The organism is Sphingopyxis panaciterrae, assembly GCF_011762125.1.
Taxonomy (GTDB): domain Bacteria; phylum Pseudomonadota; class Alphaproteobacteria; order Sphingomonadales; family Sphingomonadaceae; genus Sphingopyxis; species Sphingopyxis panaciterrae.
The window spans coordinates 181,342-196,791 of the sequence record NZ_JAASQN010000005.1 but is presented as its reverse complement, the minus strand read 5'-3'; the positions used below and the strand labels follow the sequence as shown (position 1 = coordinate 196,791).

The following is a 15,450-nucleotide window of genomic DNA, read 5'->3' as shown; positions in this document are numbered from 1 at the left end:
CCAGGGCGCCCATAGCTTCGGGCGCATAGCGGCGGCCCGCCGGGCCGTCGCGGAGAAAGTGACAGATGGAGGAAATATGACCGCATCGCTGTTCGATCCGATTGACCTTGGCGCCATCACCGCGCCGAACCGCATCATCATGGCGCCGCTGACGCGCGGCCGCGCCGGGCCCGGCTTCGTGCCGAATGATCTCGCGCGCGATTATTATCGCCAGCGCGCCTCGTCGGGGCTGATCATTTCGGAAGCGACGGGCATTTCGCAGGAAGGCCTTGGCTGGCCGAGCGCGCCGGGCTTGTGGACCGACGCGCAGGTCGCAGGCTGGAAGCCGGTGACCGACGCCGTCCACGAAGCCGGCGGGCGCATCGTCGCGCAGCTGTGGCACATGGGCCGCCTCGTCCATTCGGTGTTCAACGACGGCAAGCAGCCGGTGTCGGCTTCGGCGACCGTCGGCGAGGGTCGTGCGCACACGCCGGTCGGGCGCATGGATCTTGAGGAAGCGCGGCCGCTCCGCCTCGACGAAATCCCGCGCGTGATCGCCGATTATGTGCATGCGGCCGAAAATGCGAAGAAGGCTGGCTTCGACGGGGTGCAACTCCACGGCGCCAACGGTTATCTGATCGACCAGTTCTTGCGCGACGGCAGCAATTTGCGCGACGACGATTATGGCGGGTCGGTCGAGAACCGCATCCGCCTGCTCCGCGAGGTCACCGAGGCGCTGATCGGCGTATGGGGCAAGGGCCGCGTGTCGGTTCGTCTGTCGCCGAACGGTGCCACGCAGGGCGTCGACGACAGCGCCCCCGAAACGCTGTTCCCGGTGGCGGCCGCGGCGCTCGACGCGCTCGGCATCGGCTTCCTCGAACTGCGCGAGCCCGGACCCGACGGCACCTTTGGCCGGACCGATGTCCCCAGGCAATCGCCCGCTATTCGCCGGGCGTTCAAGGGGCCGTTGATCCTCAACAGCGATTATACGGTGCCGCTCGCCGAAGCGGCGCTTGCCAGCGGCGCCGCCGATGCGATCGCGTTCGGCCGGCCCTTCATCGGCAACCCCGATCTGGTCGAGCGGATCCGCAGCGGTGCCGAATGGGCAGCCGACAATCCGCAGACCTGGTATTCGCCGGGGGCCGAGGGTTATACCGATTATCCGGCGCTGGTGACGGCTTAGTTTCTCAGGCGTCGCCCCGGCCTTTGCAGGACAGGCGCTAGCCTTTCTCGGCCAACGCCTTGTCGGCGATGGCCGCGCCGATCGGGCCCAGGATCTTGCCGCCGAACCGGAACAGCAGGAACGCGCCGATAAAGAGCACGACCGGCTGGACGATCAGCGCGATGATCGCAGCGATCATCGCGACGAAGAACAAGGTGAGGAACCCGCCGCTCAATTTCTGCTGGCCGCGGGGTCCCAGTTCGATTGTGCGCGGTCCCTTTGCATCCCACCATTTGGCGGTGACGACGGTCTTGCGAACGCCGCCGCCGGCCTGCGCCGGCGAGCGCTGCGGGATGCGGGCCGGCTGTGCTGGCGCCGCCGGGACTTTCGCCTCTTTCCACGGCCGCTTGCCGTTGAGCTGGGCGACCGCGGCGCCCATCTGGTCGCTCGCGCGCGGGGCCGGCGGGCGCGGCGCGGGGGCTTTTGCTGGTTCGGCCGGCGCCGGCGGTTTGGCCGCTTCGGGCGATGCCTGACGCGGTGCCGGACGCATCGGTTCGTTCCCCATGCGCCGGTCATGCTCGGCCATCCGCTCGGCGGCGCTGAGCGGCGTCTGGCCGGTTTCCTTGTCGATCACCACCAGCCGCCCGCCGCGTTCGACGACGGACAAGCGGCTGGGAGGCGGACGATCAACCAATACCGAACTGCTCCTTGAGGGCCAGCATCGCGAGCGCGGCCTTCGCCGCTTCGCCGCCCTTATCCTTGCGCGTCTTGTCGGCGCGCGCAAGCGCCTGTTCTTCATTCTCGACCGTCAAAATGCCGTTGCCGATCGCCAGCCCGTCGAGCGTCAGCGCCATGATGCCGCGCGCGCTTTCGTTCGACACGACTTCGAAATGATAGGTTTCGCCGCGAATCACGACGCCGAGCGCGACATAGGCATCATAGCGCCCGCTATCGGCGGCGAGAGAAATCGCCGCCGGAACCTCGAGCGCGCCGGGGACGGCCACCGTCTCATGGCTATGCCCTTCGGCTTCCAGCGCGCTCCGCACCCCGTCGACCAGCATGTCGTTGAGGTGCGAATAGAAACGGGCTTCGACGATCAGAACATGCGCCATTATGCGATCTCCCCGGGGATCGAACGTTCGCCGACGACCGACAGGCCATAACCTTCGAGACCGACGAGATTATTGTGCGTTGGCGTCAACAATTCCATCGCATGGACGCCAAGGTCGGCGAGGATCTGGGCGCCGATGCCATAGGTGCGCAGGTCCATGCCGCCGCTCGGCGGCGGGGTCGCGTCGGCCTCGGCCGATCCGGGCAGCGGGCGCATCAGCATCACGATCACCCCCGCCCCCGCTTCGCCGATCGCGTCCATCGAACGCTGGAGGCGGCGCTTGCGCGCGCCGGGGCGGCCCATCAGGTCGTCGAGCAGCGACACCGGGTGCATGCGCACCAGCGTCACGCCCTCGGGATCGACCGCACCCTTCTGGAGCACCATATTGATGCTGCCGTCGATCTTGTTGCGATAGGATTTCAGCCGCCAGTCGCCGCCATAATCCGATTCGAACGGCTCGTCGGACACGCATTCGACCAGCCGGTCGTTGCGGTGGCGATAGGCGATCAGGTCGGCGATCGTTCCGATCTTGAGGCCATGGCGCCGCGCGAAGGGAACCAGGTCGTCGAGCCGCGCCATCGACCCGTCGTCGTTCATGATCTCGCAGATCACGCCCGACGGGTTGAGCCCGGCGAGCCGTGCGATGTCGACCGATGCCTCGGTATGGCCGGCGCGGACGAGCACGCCGCCATCGCGCGCGATCAGCGGAAAGACATGGCCGGGGGTGACGATGTCGTCGCGGCCCTTCGACGCGTCGATCGCGACCGACACGGTGCGTGCGCGGTCGGCGGCCGAAATGCCGGTGGTGACGCCTTCGCGCGCCTCGACCGAGGTGGTGAAGGCGGTTTCGTGGCGGGTCCCGTTGTTGCGGCTCATCAGTTCGAGGCCGAGCTGGTCGACGCGTGCCTTGGTCAGGGTCAGGCAGATCAGCCCGCGGCCGTGGGTCGCCATGAAATTGACCGCGTCGGGGGTCGCCATTTGCGCCGGGATGACCAGGTCGCCCTCATTCTCGCGATCCTCGTCGTCGACGAGGATGAACATGCGGCCATTGCGCGCCTCGGCGATAATCTCTTCGGGCGTCGCCATCGGCGACAGGTCGCTGCCGTTCGCCAGCCAGTTTTCGAGCTTGCGCAGCGTCTCGGCAGTGGGGTTCCAGCCGGGCGAATCGAGATCGCGCAGGCTGTTGGCGTGAAGCCCCGCGGCGCGAGCGAGACCCGAACGGGACATGGCCCCGTCGTCGACGATGCCGCGGATGCGGTCGATGAGTTGCGTAGACATGCTGCCGATGTCTCACACTGTAATGTGATTGTCAATTGGGGTTTCACATTGTCGGGATGATGTTGGCGATAACCCGATCGGTATGGCCAGCTTTAGGCCGGAAGCTGCCATTCCTTCTTCGTCACCCCGGACTTGCTCCGGGGTCCCGCTTGACCTCGAAAACTGCTCGTGCCTCAAAAAAAGCGAGATCCCGGGTCAAGCCCGGGATGACGAAGCTGTAGAAAGCGAAGCCCGCTATCCACCCCAAACCGGCATTGAACCCGAATGCGGAAAGCGCCCTATTTCGGCCCGAAGACCGGTCCGATATCGCGCATAGGGCCGTCCTTGGCATCGAGGAGCGCGAGCAGCGCTCCGCCGCGATCGTCGCGCTTGGCATAATCGCGCGCCGACATGCCCGCGATATGATCGGCTTTGTCCGGGTTTGCGCCGCGCTTGACGAGCAGGCGGACCATCGCGGCGTTTTTCGCCTGCACCGCCAGGATCAGCGCGGTCTCGCCGCGGCGATTGGCCTGGTCGACCGGCGCCTTGTCGTCGAGCAACTCCTCGGCGCCATCGGTGAAATTGAGCAGCGCGGCGTGCATCAGCGGCGTCGTCCCCTGGCGATCGGCGATCGAGGCGTCGGCGCCCTTGCTGATCAGGAAGCGCATCCAGCTGATGTCGCGCCGCTTGGTGACGATCGCCAGCGCGGTCTCGCCGCGTTCGGGGTGGCGCGTGTTGATCAGCGTCGCATCGTCCTGAAGCGCGTCGGTCGCCTTGGTCCCGTCGCGGCTTTCGACCGCCTGCAGAAAGGCAAAGCCGCCGCGGAACTGCGCGTGCGCGGGCGAGGCGGCGAACGCCCCGGCCGCGGCGGCGGCGATCAGCAAGGGAGCGGCAAAGCGAAATTTCGCGCGTCGGAACATAGTGGACGACCCCCGGCACTGCACGTCGCACAGGCGACGACAAAGGTTGATTTTCAGCGGCTAGCCGACCAAGGCTGGCCGCATGATGAATATCGCAAACATGGGACGAAAGCTTGTCCGTTCAAGCCTGTTGCTGATCTTTACTGCAACGCTTGCCGGATGCGGCGGACCCGCCTCGCAGCCGGCGCCCGCGAGGCCGCCGCTCGAAGGGGCGCGGATCGGCGGTCCGTTCACGCTGACCGACCAGAATGGGCGGACGGTCAGCGATGGGGATTTCGCCGGAAAATACCGTCTGGTCTATTTCGGCTACAGCTTCTGTCCCGACATCTGCCCGGTCGACCTGCAAAAGCTGATGCGCGGCCTCGCGCAATTCGAAAAGGCCGATGGCGCGCGCGGCGCGAAAATCGTCCCGCTTTTCATCACCGTCGATCCCGCGCGCGATACGCCCGAGGCGCTGAAGCCGTTCGTCAGCCGCTATCACCCGCGCCTGCTCGGGCTCACCGGCACGCCGGACCAGATCGCGGCGGTCGCCAAGGCCTATGTCGTCACCTACAACAAGGTCGAGGGGTCGGCTCCCGACCGCTATCTGATGGCGCATAGCCAGCTCGCGTTCCTGATGGGTCCCGACGGCAAGCCGATCGCGCTGCTGCCGCTCGACGATCCATCGACCGATCCCGACGAAGGCGCGCCCGGCAAGGTCGCCGCCGAGCTGGCGAAATGGATCAAATAGCGATGGCGGGGGCGGCATCGACGCGCCCCTTCTGGGAAGCGCCGCTTGCCAGCCTCGACGCCGGCCAATGGGAAGCCCTTTGCGACGGGTGCGGCAAATGCTGTCTGCACAAGCTGGAGGATGAGGACACGGGCCGCATCTATCCGACCAACGTCGCGTGCCGCCTGCTCGACCTGTCGACCGCGCGGTGCGGCGATTACAAGCATCGCCGCCGCCATGTTCCCGATTGCCTGACGCTGACCAAGGCCAAGGTCGCCGATATCGAATGGCTGCCGCAAACCTGCGCTTACCGGCTGCGGGCCGAAGGCGAGCCCCTGCCCGGCTGGCATTATCTGGTCTGCGGCGACCGCGATGCGGTGCACCGCGCCGGCCAGTCGATCGTCGGCTGGACGGTGGGCGAAGATATGGCCGGACCGCTCGAGAATCATCTTGTCGAACGCGTCGTCTGACCTGCGGGCGGAGGGCCCGCATATCTGGGTGGGGGATCAGGCCTGGCCGGTCCGCCTCGTCCACCATGCCCAGTCGCGGCGCTACCGGCTCGTGTTCGACGCGCCGCGCGGCGAACTGCGCCTCACCCTGCCGCGCCGCGCCAATGCCTCGCGCGCGCTCAAATGGGCAAGCGAGCAGCAGGCCTGGCTCGCCGAACAGGTCGGCAAGGCGGTGCTCCCGGTGCTGGTCGGGCCCGGGGCTGCGGTCCCCGTCTTCGGTATCGATCGCCGCGTCGACTGGTCGCCGTCGGCGCCGCGCACGGTGCGGCTCGCGGGTGACGCGCTCAGCCTTGGCGGCCCCGCAGAGACCGTCGGGCGGCGTATCGAGCGCTGGCTGAAAGCCGAGGCGCTGACGCTGATGGAACAGGAAAGCCGCGAGGTCGCGGCGCGGGCGGGGCTGGCCATGGGCCGCGTCGGGGTCGGCGATCCGCGCAGCCGCTGGGGCAGCTGCACCGCCACCGGCGACCTCCGCTACAGCTGGCGGCTGGTGATGGCGCCCGCTTTCGTCCGCCGCGCGACCGTCGCGCATGAGGTCGCGCATCTGCGCCACATGGACCATGGCCCCGATTTCCACGCGCTGGTCGACGCGCTGCACGACGGCGACGTCGCCGCGGCGCGCGGCTGGCTGCGCCGCGAAGGGCGCGGGCTGCACCGGTACCGGTTTACGGATTGATGCCTGGGTAAGGGGTGGCGGGTTTTGGGCGGTAGAGGCCCTCTCCGTCATCGTCACCCCGGACTTGATCCGGGGTTCCCGCTTGATGTCGAAAACTGCCGGTGCGCAAAAAAAAGCGGGATCCCGGGTCAAGCCCGGGATGACGAGACCAGGAGGGCAAACGTCCGCTCCCCACCCCAAAGCTGCCGCTCTCCCTAAGCTCCCAGCGCCCTAGTTGCCGTCGGCCCGCGCCGGTTCGCGCGGCGGCGCTTTCACCACCGGCGGCATGACCTTGGGCGCGGCGGGTGATTTCGCCTGCGGCCCGGCTTTCGGTGCCGCACCCGCTTCGGATGGCGGGCGCCGCCCGGTCTGTTCCTCGATCCATTGCTGGTTGAGCACCGGGCCGTCGCTCTGCGGCTGCGCCTGGGCCGGCGGCGGCACTTGCGGCGCGTCGCCTTCGGGCGGGCGGCTGTCATAGGGCAGCTCGATCGGCATGCCATTCTCGTCGGTCAGCCCGCCGCCGCCGCCTTCGTCGGGGGCACCGAAATAGGCGTCATCCTCTTCCTCGAGCTGCCATTCGGGCAGCTTGACCTCGGTGTCGAATGCCTCGACCGGGCGCCGCGCCACCGCGACGCGCATGAAATCGGCAAAGGCTTTCGCCGGCGCGCGGCCGCCCTGCAGCCCGCCGACCGGCTTCGCGTCGTCGCGGCCCATCCACACGCCGGTGGTGAGCCCGCTCGAAAAGCCCAAAAACCAGCCGTCCTTGTTGCTCGACGTCGTCCCGGTCTTGCCCGCGACGGGACGGCCGATCTGTGCCGCCTTGCCGGTACCGGTGTTGACCGCGGTCTGGAGAAGGTCGGTGATCCCCGCCGCGACCCAATGATCGACCAGCACCTGCCCGCGCTCGGCGGGGCGCTGGTAGAGCAGCCGTCCGTCGGCGGTGGTCACCTTGGTGATGCCATAGGGTTGTACCGAAACGCCCCCCCGCGCCACCGCGGCAAAGGCGGCGGTCATGTCGATCGCGCGCACCTCGGCGCTGCCGAGCACCATCGACGGGTGGGTGTTGACCGGGGTCGTGATGCCGAAGCGCCGCGCCATGTTGGCGACCGCCGAAAAGCCGACCTCGTCGCCAAGCTTCGCCGCGACGGTGTTGACCGAATAGGCAAAGGCGGTGCGCACCGTGATCGCGCCCGAAAAGCGCCCCGACGAATTGCGCGGGCTCCAGCCGTTGATCGTCACGGGCTCGTCGACCACTTCGTCGTCGACCTTATGGCCGGCTTCGAGCGCGGCCATATAGACGAACAGCTTCCACGCCGAGCCCGGCTGGCGTACCGCCTGCGTCGCGCGATTATAGTTCGAGGTGACATAGTCGGTGCCGCCGATCATGGCGCGCACCGCGCCGTCGCGATCGAGCGCGACCAGCGCACCCTGCACGCCCTTGGGCACATTGGCCTGGATCGACGCCGTCGCCGCGCGCTGCATGCCAAGGTCGATCGTCGTATAGACGTCGAGCGCCTCGCTGCCTTCGTCGATCAGCATGTCGAGCTGCGGCAGCGCCCAGTCGGTGAAGTAGCGCGCGCTGTTCTGCCCGGTTTCCGCCGCCATCTGGACGTCGGCGGGCTTGGCGCCGTCGGCCTGCGCCTGGGTGATCACGCCCGCGTCGACCATCACGCCCAGCACGACCCCGGCGCGGCCCAGCGCCGCCTGTGCGTCGGCGGTCGGCGAATAGCGCGACGGCGCCTTGACCAGCCCGGCGACGACCGCCGCCTCGGACAGCGACATTTCGGTGGCGCTATGCCCGAAAAAGCGCCGCGACGCGGCGTCGATGCCATAGCTGCCGCCGCCGAAATAAACTTTGTTCAGATAGAGTTCGAGCAGCTCGTCCTTCGAGAATTTCCATTCGAGCGCGAGCGCGAGGACCATTTCGCGCATCTTGCGCGTCCAGGTATAGCTGTTCGACAGGAAGATGTTGCGCGCCAGCTGCTGGGTGATCGTCGACGCGCCCTGCATGCGCCGCCCGCTGCCATAATGCTGGACCGCAAATGCCGCGGCGCGCGTCATGCCGACAGGGTCGAGCCCGGGGTGGTAGCGGAAACGCCGGTCCTCGACCGCGACCATCGCGTCCTGCATCACCTGCGGGGTTTCGCGCAGGGTCAGCCAGCGGCCGTAATTGGGGCCGAGCGACAGGAAGACGGTGCCGTCGGCGGCGTGGATGCGGATCGTCTGGCCGGCCGGCGACTTCTTCAATTCCTCGAAGCTCGGAATGCGCTGCACCGCGATGCCGACCGCGACCGCCGCCGCCACCGCGCCGACGACCGCAAGGCCGAGGCCCCAGCGGAACAAGCGGCGCAGCCAGACGCGCCAGCGCACCGGCTCGCCCTTCGGTGACGACCCGCCGCTTTTGCCGGACGATGATGACTTACCTGACGATGCCTGCTGTCGTTCGCGGCGCAAAGCGTTGTTTTCCTTCCCTCGCCGCGCCCTGTCAGCGGCCCTTGATCGTCAGCCCCCCGGCGAAGGCGTTCAATCCTTGCCGGTGGTTGCGTCATCCTGCCCGCGGTCCGCGAAGTCAAGCGCCGCGCTGTTGATGCAATAGCGCAGCCCGGTCGGTCCGGGCCCGTCGGGGAAGACATGGCCGAGGTGGCCTTCGCATGTCGCGCAGCGCACTTCGGTGCGCACCATGCCGTGGCTGGTATCGCTGATTTCCTTCACGGCCGCCCCCTCGGCGGGGGCGGTATAGCTCGGCCAGCCCGAACCGCTGTCATATTTGGTGCCGCTGTCGAACAGCGCTGCGCCGCAGCCGGCGCAGCGATACAGGCCGTCGCCCTTATGGTCGGTATATTTGCCGGTGAAGGCGCGCTCGGTGCCCCCTTCGCGCAGCACATGATGCGCCATCGGGTCGAGGGTCTTTGCGGTTTTCGGGTCGGTCATGGGGAGGCTCCTCCAGGTCGCGTCGGGTCTTATATCGGCGCGCGGCCCGGTCGCGACAAGCCCCTTGGGACGGACCGTTGCGCGTCATGGATTTCGTGCGGAGAATCGAGAAGGGGATAGGGTTCACGCGAAGACGCGCAGACGTTGGCGCGGGCCGATAGGCCCGCTTTTCCCTTCGACGATGCGGCGAACGCAATGCTGGAATAAAGGCCGCTTCGCGGTAAACAGGTCTTCTTCGCGTCTTCGCGTGAAATTTTCTCAGCTCAATTGACGCGCGTTGCTCGCGACACCAAACGGACCATCGAAGGCAAGGCGGCGGCAAGCGACGTCAAGCCGCCGGCAAGGCCTGCATTTTCGCCGAGCCGCCAGACCAGATTCGCGAGCGCAAAAGGCCGCGCCATGCGCCTTGCCAGCCGCTCCTGAAAATCCGGTGCTGCACCAGGGCCGCCGCGCCGCCATGCCGCCACCGCCGCCTCGGCGCTCGCGACGGCGAGCCCCATGCCCTCGCCGGCAAGGCTTGGGATCACCCCCGCCTGGTCGCCGAGGCGGAACAGCCCCGGCGCGGTCTCGGCGGTGCGCCAGCCATAGGGGACATGACCGATCGCATCGACGCCCTGTGTCCACTCGGCATAAGCAAGCCGCTCGCCGAGCGCCGGCAGCGCGTCGCCGAGCGCGCCGAGCAGCGCGGCGGGGTGGCCCCCGGCTTCGTCGAGCCGCGACTTGTGGACCGCGAGGCACAGGTTGCCGCTGCCGTCCTCCTGCCGCACCAGCCCGGCATAGCCGCGGTCGAACAGGTGCAGCTCGACCGCATCGCCGATCAGCCGGGCGAGCGCGGGGTGGGCGGGAAGCCGCAGCCGCAGCCCGATCACCGGGTCGCGCCGCTGCCATGGCGCGGGTTCGCGCGGGAAGCCGCGAAAGCCGTGCTTGCCCGACGCGAGGAACAGCGACGGCGCGGCAAGCATGGCGCCATCGCGGGTCTGCACGCGTCCGTCGCCGATCGCGGTCGCATGGATGCCGCGCTCAAGCGTCGCTCCCGCCGTTGCGGCGGCCGCCTGCAAGGTGGTATCGAGCCGGCGGCGCGACACCGCCATCGCCATGTGCGGCAGCCCTGTTTCGCTGCGCCGCGATCCCGCGAACAGGCGCACGCACCTGACCGGCTGCCCGCCGAGCGCGGGGCGGTCGATCCCGAGCGCTTCCAGCCGCGCGAGCGACCGCCAGCTCAAAAAACCGCCGCACAGCGCGTCGCCCGTTTCGCGGGCGCGCTCGAGCAGCAGTGTCTTCGCCCCGGCACCGGCGAGGCCGATCGCCGCCGCGGCCCCTGCGGGCCCGGCGCCGATGACGATCGCATCGGGGTCTTTCACCGGATGCGCTCGACGCAGAGCCGGTAGGGAAAGCTGCGGAAAATCCGGCATTCGCCGGCGCTTTCGGGCAGCGCCTCGGCGAGCATCGCCTGCCATTCGGCGCGCCGAAAGCTGCGCCCGACCGACAATTGCCCGTCGCGCCGGACGATCGGGTCGACCAGCGCGAGCGCTGCGAGCAGCGGATAACCCGCGAAGGGAAGGCGCTGGCGATGCAGGTCGTTGACCAGCCAGCCGCGCGCGCTCTCGGCCTCCATGAAGCGCAGAAACTCGCCGCGCTGACCCGGCGTCATATGGTGGGTGACGAGGCTGGACAGGATGATGTCCCACTCCCGCCCCGCCAGATCGCGGTAATCGCCGGTGATTAGCCGCGCGCAGCCGCCGCACCGGGCTGCGGCAACGGGCGCACTCTTCGGATTGAGATCGACTCCGGCAAGATCGAGCGCGACCCCGCGCCGTTCGCCCCAGCGCGCGATCGCCAGGAGCATGTCGCCCGCGCCGAAACCGACGTCCAGGATACGCCACGGCCGCTCGCCGGCGCCGCGCGCGCGGACGCGGTCGAGGAAAGCCATCGTCGGCCGCCGCGCCAGCGTCAGCCCGTTGATCCGCGACAGGTCGCCGAGGACCTTGGCGTAACGGGCCGGGGGCAGTGCGACCGCGTCCATTTCCTCCTCGGCCTCAATCGGCGTGCGAAGGCTGGCGAAGGGGTTCATGATGCGGTGAAGCGGATCGCTTCGGCCGCCAGCCCGGGGCCGAAGGCGATCGCGATACCCGGCCCCCGCGCGCCGCGCGCCATCATGTCGGCGAGCACGAAGAATATCGTCGCCGACGACATATTGCCGAAACGTGCGAGCACCGACCGGCTGTCTGCCAGCGCGGGCGGCGGAACGCCCAGCGCATGCTCGACCGCGTCGAGCACCGAGCGGCCGCCGGCGTGGACGGCAAGCAGGCGCGGCGCGCCGGCCTCGCCGAACAGGTCGCGCTGAACCTCCGGCGCCGCCAGCGCCTCGCGCAGCCGCCCCGGCACCTCGCCCGACAGGATCATCTCGAACCCCTTGTCGCCGATATCCCAGCGGATGAGGTCGGCGCTGTCTTCGAGCGCAAGGCTGCGGCCTTCGCCGAGCGCAAGCCCGCCCTCGTCCGCCGATACGATCCCGGCTGCGGCGCCGTCGCTGAATTGCAGCATCGCGAGCAGCGGCTCGGGCGTGTCGGCGAGGCTGAGGTGCAATGTCGACAGCTCGACGCTGACCACCAGCACCACCGCGTCCGGTTCGGATCGCACGATATGCCGCGCGGTGCGCAGCGCGGTGATCCCGGCATAACAGCCCATGAAGCCGATCAGCACCCGCTCGACGCCGGGCGCGAGGTGCAGCCGCCGTGCCAGGATCTGGTCGATCCCCGGCGCGACGAAGCCGGTGCAGCTTGCGACGACGATATGCGTGACGCGCCCGGCATCGAACGCGCCGCCCAGCGCGCCGATCGCCCGCATCGCCAGATCGGGGGCGTGCTGCGCATAGGCGGCCATGCGCGCCGAGGTCGGCGGCAGCCCGGGGACGTCATAAAAGCCGCCGGGCGCAACCGGCGACCCGCCCTCCAACGTCGGGGGGAGCACCGACCAGCGATGCTCGATCCCCGATCGCGCCGCCATGCGCGCAAAGATCGCCCGTACCCGCTCATCGGCGAGCCGCGGCGTCGCCCAGTCGATGAACGGCTGATGGATGTCGTGCCCCGGTGCCGCGGTGGCGAGGGCGTTCAGCCAGGCGGACGGCGGGGGGCTGTTCATGGCGCGGGTGTGACCGAAAAGCGGGATGCTGGCCAGCGGATTAGCGCCGGGCAGGCTTTACCGGGGCTTAACCATGGATATGCTAGTCAAACCCCATGAAACTGCGTCTTTTTCTGAGCATCGCGATGCTCGCCTGCCCGGCGATGGCGGCGGCGCAGTGCCTGCTCTGCGCGCAGCAGGGATCGTCGGCGGCGGTTTCGACTCGCAGCACCGCGACCCCGCTGCATGTCGAGGTCGAAACCCAGCTCGATATGGGGCGTGTCGCGGTCGGCGCGATGGGCGGCGAGGTCGAAATCGACCCGGCGTCGGGCGCGCGGCGCCTGCGCGGCGACGTCGTCGATCTCGGCGGTTTTTCGCTCACCGGCGTCGTGACGGTGCGCGGCGAGCCGGGTGCCGAGGTTCGTGTCATCCTGCCCGCGACGATCGAACTCGAAGGCGGGGGCGGGCGCCGCGCGCGCGTCGACGGCCTCGCCACCGACCTCTCCGCCGCGCCGCGGCTTGGTCCCGACGGCCGCCTCCAATTCCGCTTCGGCGGCCGGCTCCAGGTCGCGGCGGCGGGCGATGGCGACTATCGCGGGCGGATTCCGGTGACGGTGGAATATCAATAAGGTGATGCGGGTGCTTTGGGGTGGGGAGCTGACGTTCCGATAACCGTCATCCCGGGCTTGACCCGGGATCCCGCTTTTTTGCGGGCACACGCAGCCTTCGACGTCAAGCGGGACCCCGGATCAAATCCGGGGTGACGATGATTGGAATGGCAGCAACCGGCCGCTTGCAGACCCTCGTTACCCCGGGATCCCCCTTCTGATGCATCAGCCCTTCGCCTGGGCCTGTCCCCGCATCCCGAACAGCGCGGTCCCGACGCGGACATGCGTCGCGCCCAGCATCACCGCGGTTTCATAATCGCCGCTCATCCCCATCGAACGCAGCGGCAGGCCGCTGCGTTCGGCGAGTTCGTCGAGCAGCGCGAAATAGGGCGCAGGTTCGACATCGGCCGGCGGGATCGCCATCAGCCCGTCGATCGTCAGCCCGGCATCGGCCGCCGCGGCGAGCAGCGCGGGGAGGCCGGCGACGGCGCAGCCGCCCTTTTGCTCCTCATCGCCGATATTGACCTGGACGAACAGCTGCGGCTGCCGCCCCGCCTTCGCGCAAGCCTTCGCGAGCGCGTGCACCAGCGACGCGCGGTCGACCGAATGGATCGCGTCGAACAGCGCCACCGCTTCCTCGGCCTTGTTCGACTGGAGCTGGCCGATCAGGTGGAGCGCGATGCCCGGCGTTTCGGCGCGCAGGCCGGGCCATTTCGCCGCGGCTTCCTGCACCCGGTTTTCGCCGAAATCGCGCTGGCCCGCAGCGATCAGCGGGCGGATCGCCGCGGCATCGTGGGTCTTCGACACCGCGATCAGGCGGACATCTTTCACCGGCCGCTGCGCGCGCCTTGCCGCCTCGGCGATATTCGCCTCCACCGCCGCCAGCCTGTCCGCCGCTTCGCTCATCGCCTGTTTCCCGTTTCGCACGCGTTGCGCGCCGCCTGTGCGGGCCTATAGGAAGGGCAATGGTCCGGCGCCACCCCCTGCCAAAGCTCTGGCTGTCAAAACTCTGGCTGTTCAGCGACGAACGGTCGGCGGCGGGCGTCGCCGAACTGGCGGCGCTGCTGCCGCCGGGCAGCGGGGTCGTGCTGCGCCACGACCGCCTCGCCGCGGGGCCGCGCTGGCGGCTGTTCCGGCGGCTGATGCGCATCGCGCGGGCGCGCGGCCTGACCGTGCTGCTCGCCGGGACGCCCGCGCTGGCGAAGCGCTGGGGCGCCGACGGCGTTCATCTCCGCCAGCACGCCGCGGGCCGCGCGGCGCAGGCGCACCGGCTCGGCCTGCTGGTGACGATGCCGGTGCATGATGCGCGGGAAGCCCGCCGCGCGCGCCGCGCCGGGGCGCAGGCGGTCTTCATCTCGCCGCTCCATCCGACGCGCTCGCACCCCGGCGCCCCCGCGCTCGGCCGCGCCGCATGGCTGCGCCTCGCGCGCCTGTCGGGCGCGCCGCCGGTCGCGCTCGGCGGAATGACGCCCGCGCGCGCGCGCCAGCTGCGGCGGACGAGCGGGATTCCCGGCTGGGCGGGGATAGATGTATGGGATCGAAAAGCCGCAGCGCGCCGAACAAAGGCTGCGTTGAGATTTGGTTCGGGGTGAGTCGAAAATGGTGATTTTTCGGGACCCGGAGCGCAGCGCACTTATGTGCGTGAGCACCGGAAGCTTGAAAAATTGACATTTGCAGGCCGCCCCGGGCCAAATATCAACGCAGCCTAGAAGCGGAAGGCAGTTCCGACATAAACCGCCTGGCTGTCGCGCCGCGCATCGGTCAGCGGTTCGACCCGGTCGTCGGTGCGATAGCGGACACCGGCGGTGACATCGATATTCTTGGTCAGACGATAGCTGCTGACGACATCGACGGTCTGGTCGGTGCCGGGCGCGGTGATGCGGTCGGTCGCGCCGGCGGGATCGCTCGGCCGCGTCAGCATCTTGGTCGCGAAGCGCGACTTCTTCTCGCTCTGGTCGGGCGCCTTCGCGACCGGCAGGTTGCGCAGGTCGGTACCGCGCGGCAGCTGCGGCGTGACGAATTTCTCGAAGCCGACCGACGCGCCGAGGTTGTAGGCGACGGGCGCGATGGCGACCGGCGTCGTGCGGCCGCCGGCGATGTTGGCCAGCGCGGCGGTGCGCGCCGCGCTCGAACTGTCGTCGCGCGAGCGAATCACGACGGTGATCGCACGGTTCTTGCGATTCTCGTCGGAGAGCGCGGGGGTGAAGGTGAAGCTGCGGCGCGCTTCTTCCGACATTTTGGCGTAGCGCGCGATCAGGCGCGGGTCGCCCGACGCGGGGGTGAACTGGCCGAGCAGGGTTTCAGAGAGGGTCGTGTCGCGGATGCGGTCGGCGCGCGTCATCGCCGCCAGTGCCGGCGGCAACACAAGCGAAATCGCCGCGGCAGCGACGAGACCGGTTTTCCAAAAATGTCGCGGTTTCCGCGCCATTGCTCTGCGACTCCATCCCCAATTGATTCGGCAGATAGGACGTGTTCGGCGATATTGCCAGTGA

The 15,450-nt window shown here is 68.9% G+C and carries 17 protein-coding genes; 6 read left to right on the top strand and 11 right to left on the bottom strand.

Annotated elements, in window-relative coordinates; translation table 11 throughout:
- The first annotated feature begins 76 nt into the window (after positions 1 to 76).
- The gene (locus tag FHR22_RS17225; protein WP_166944923.1) at positions 77 to 1,162 is read left to right on the top strand and encodes an alkene reductase; all 1,086 of its coding nucleotides are present in this window, start codon (positions 77 to 79) and stop codon (positions 1,160 to 1,162) included.
- Positions 1,163 to 1,199: 37 nt separating this feature from the next.
- On the opposite strand, the gene FHR22_RS17220 is transcribed toward FHR22_RS17225, so the two are convergent.
- The 4 genes from FHR22_RS17220 to FHR22_RS17205 all read right to left on the bottom strand — a co-directional run bounded on the left by FHR22_RS17220 (position 1,200) and on the right by FHR22_RS17205 (position 4,429).
- The gene (locus FHR22_RS17220) at positions 1,200 to 1,835 is read right to left on the bottom strand and encodes a hypothetical protein (RefSeq protein WP_166944922.1); all 636 of its coding nucleotides are present in this window, start codon (positions 1,833 to 1,835) and stop codon (positions 1,200 to 1,202) included.
- The gene (gene ribH, locus FHR22_RS17215; RefSeq protein WP_166944921.1) at positions 1,828 to 2,253 is read right to left on the bottom strand and encodes a 6,7-dimethyl-8-ribityllumazine synthase; all 426 of its coding nucleotides are present in this window, start codon (positions 2,251 to 2,253) and stop codon (positions 1,828 to 1,830) included. The genes FHR22_RS17220 and ribH overlap by 8 nt, the downstream gene beginning before the upstream one ends.
- Entirely contained in the window at positions 2,253 to 3,530 is a 1,278-nt protein-coding gene (ribB, locus tag FHR22_RS17210) for a 3,4-dihydroxy-2-butanone-4-phosphate synthase (protein WP_166944920.1), read from the bottom strand. Before ribB ends, ribH begins: the two co-directional genes overlap by 1 nt.
- A gap of 278 nt (positions 3,531 to 3,808) precedes the next feature.
- Positions 3,809 to 4,429: an ankyrin repeat domain-containing protein gene (locus FHR22_RS17205; RefSeq protein WP_166944919.1), complete on the bottom strand. Its 621-nt coding sequence runs from the start codon at positions 4,427 to 4,429 to the stop codon at positions 3,809 to 3,811.
- A gap of 82 nt (positions 4,430 to 4,511) precedes the next feature.
- Here FHR22_RS17205 and FHR22_RS17200 point away from each other — a divergent pair, with 82 nt between their 5' ends.
- The 3 genes from FHR22_RS17200 to FHR22_RS17190 are packed head-to-tail and all read left to right on the top strand — an operon-like array spanning position 4,512 to position 6,320.
- Complete coding sequence (locus FHR22_RS17200; protein WP_208417773.1) at positions 4,512 to 5,159, top strand: SCO family protein; 648 nt, start codon at positions 4,512 to 4,514, stop codon at positions 5,157 to 5,159.
- A gap of 2 nt (positions 5,160 to 5,161) precedes the next feature.
- Positions 5,162 to 5,608: a YcgN family cysteine cluster protein gene (locus FHR22_RS17195; RefSeq protein ID WP_166944918.1), complete on the top strand. Its 447-nt coding sequence runs from the start codon at positions 5,162 to 5,164 to the stop codon at positions 5,606 to 5,608.
- Complete coding sequence (locus FHR22_RS17190; RefSeq protein ID WP_243853798.1) at positions 5,589 to 6,320, top strand: M48 family metallopeptidase; 732 nt, start codon at positions 5,589 to 5,591, stop codon at positions 6,318 to 6,320. The genes FHR22_RS17195 and FHR22_RS17190 overlap by 20 nt, the downstream gene beginning before the upstream one ends.
- A 210-nt stretch (positions 6,321 to 6,530) precedes the next feature.
- On the opposite strand, the gene FHR22_RS17185 is transcribed toward FHR22_RS17190, so the two are convergent.
- From FHR22_RS17185 to FHR22_RS17165, 5 genes are all read right to left on the bottom strand, one after another.
- The gene (locus FHR22_RS17185; RefSeq protein WP_341786704.1) at positions 6,531 to 8,669 is read right to left on the bottom strand and encodes a transglycosylase domain-containing protein; all 2,139 of its coding nucleotides are present in this window, start codon (positions 8,667 to 8,669) and stop codon (positions 6,531 to 6,533) included.
- Positions 8,670 to 8,822: 153 nt separating this feature from the next.
- Positions 8,823 to 9,230, bottom strand: coding sequence for a peptide-methionine (R)-S-oxide reductase MsrB (msrB, locus tag FHR22_RS17180; RefSeq protein ID WP_166944915.1), 408 nt, complete (start codon positions 9,228 to 9,230; stop codon positions 8,823 to 8,825).
- Between the two features lie 263 nt (positions 9,231 to 9,493).
- Positions 9,494 to 10,591 carry an FAD-dependent monooxygenase gene (locus FHR22_RS17175; RefSeq protein WP_166944914.1) on the bottom strand — a complete coding sequence of 366 codons (1,098 nt, stop codon included), beginning with the start codon at positions 10,589 to 10,591 and terminating at the stop codon, positions 9,494 to 9,496.
- Entirely contained in the window at positions 10,588 to 11,301 is a 714-nt protein-coding gene (locus FHR22_RS17170; RefSeq protein ID WP_243853797.1) for a methyltransferase domain-containing protein, read from the bottom strand. The genes FHR22_RS17175 and FHR22_RS17170 overlap by 4 nt, the downstream gene beginning before the upstream one ends.
- A complete protein-coding gene (locus tag FHR22_RS17165; protein WP_166944913.1) occupies positions 11,298 to 12,371 on the bottom strand; it encodes a type III polyketide synthase in 1,074 nt (357 codons plus the stop codon). Before FHR22_RS17165 ends, FHR22_RS17170 begins: the two co-directional genes overlap by 4 nt.
- A 95-nt stretch (positions 12,372 to 12,466) precedes the next feature.
- Between FHR22_RS17165 and FHR22_RS17160 the strand changes: the two genes are divergently transcribed.
- Positions 12,467 to 12,979 (top strand): DUF4402 domain-containing protein, encoded by a 513-nt coding sequence (locus tag FHR22_RS17160; protein WP_166944912.1) that lies wholly within the window; start codon positions 12,467 to 12,469, stop codon positions 12,977 to 12,979.
- A 204-nt stretch (positions 12,980 to 13,183) separates the two neighbouring features.
- On the opposite strand, the gene FHR22_RS17155 is transcribed toward FHR22_RS17160, so the two are convergent.
- The gene (locus tag FHR22_RS17155) at positions 13,184 to 13,864 is read right to left on the bottom strand and encodes a YggS family pyridoxal phosphate-dependent enzyme (protein ID WP_166944911.1); all 681 of its coding nucleotides are present in this window, start codon (positions 13,862 to 13,864) and stop codon (positions 13,184 to 13,186) included.
- Positions 13,865 to 13,923: 59 nt separating this feature from the next.
- On the opposite strand from FHR22_RS17155, the gene FHR22_RS17150 reads away from it, so the two are divergent.
- Positions 13,924 to 14,550, top strand: coding sequence for a thiamine phosphate synthase (locus FHR22_RS17150; protein ID WP_166944910.1), 627 nt, complete (start codon positions 13,924 to 13,926; stop codon positions 14,548 to 14,550).
- 113 nt (positions 14,551 to 14,663) lie between these two features.
- On the opposite strand, the gene FHR22_RS17145 is transcribed toward FHR22_RS17150, so the two are convergent.
- Positions 14,664 to 15,386 (bottom strand): hypothetical protein, encoded by a 723-nt coding sequence (locus FHR22_RS17145; protein ID WP_166944909.1) that lies wholly within the window; start codon positions 15,384 to 15,386, stop codon positions 14,664 to 14,666.
- Between the last annotated feature and the right edge of the window lie 64 nt (positions 15,387 to 15,450).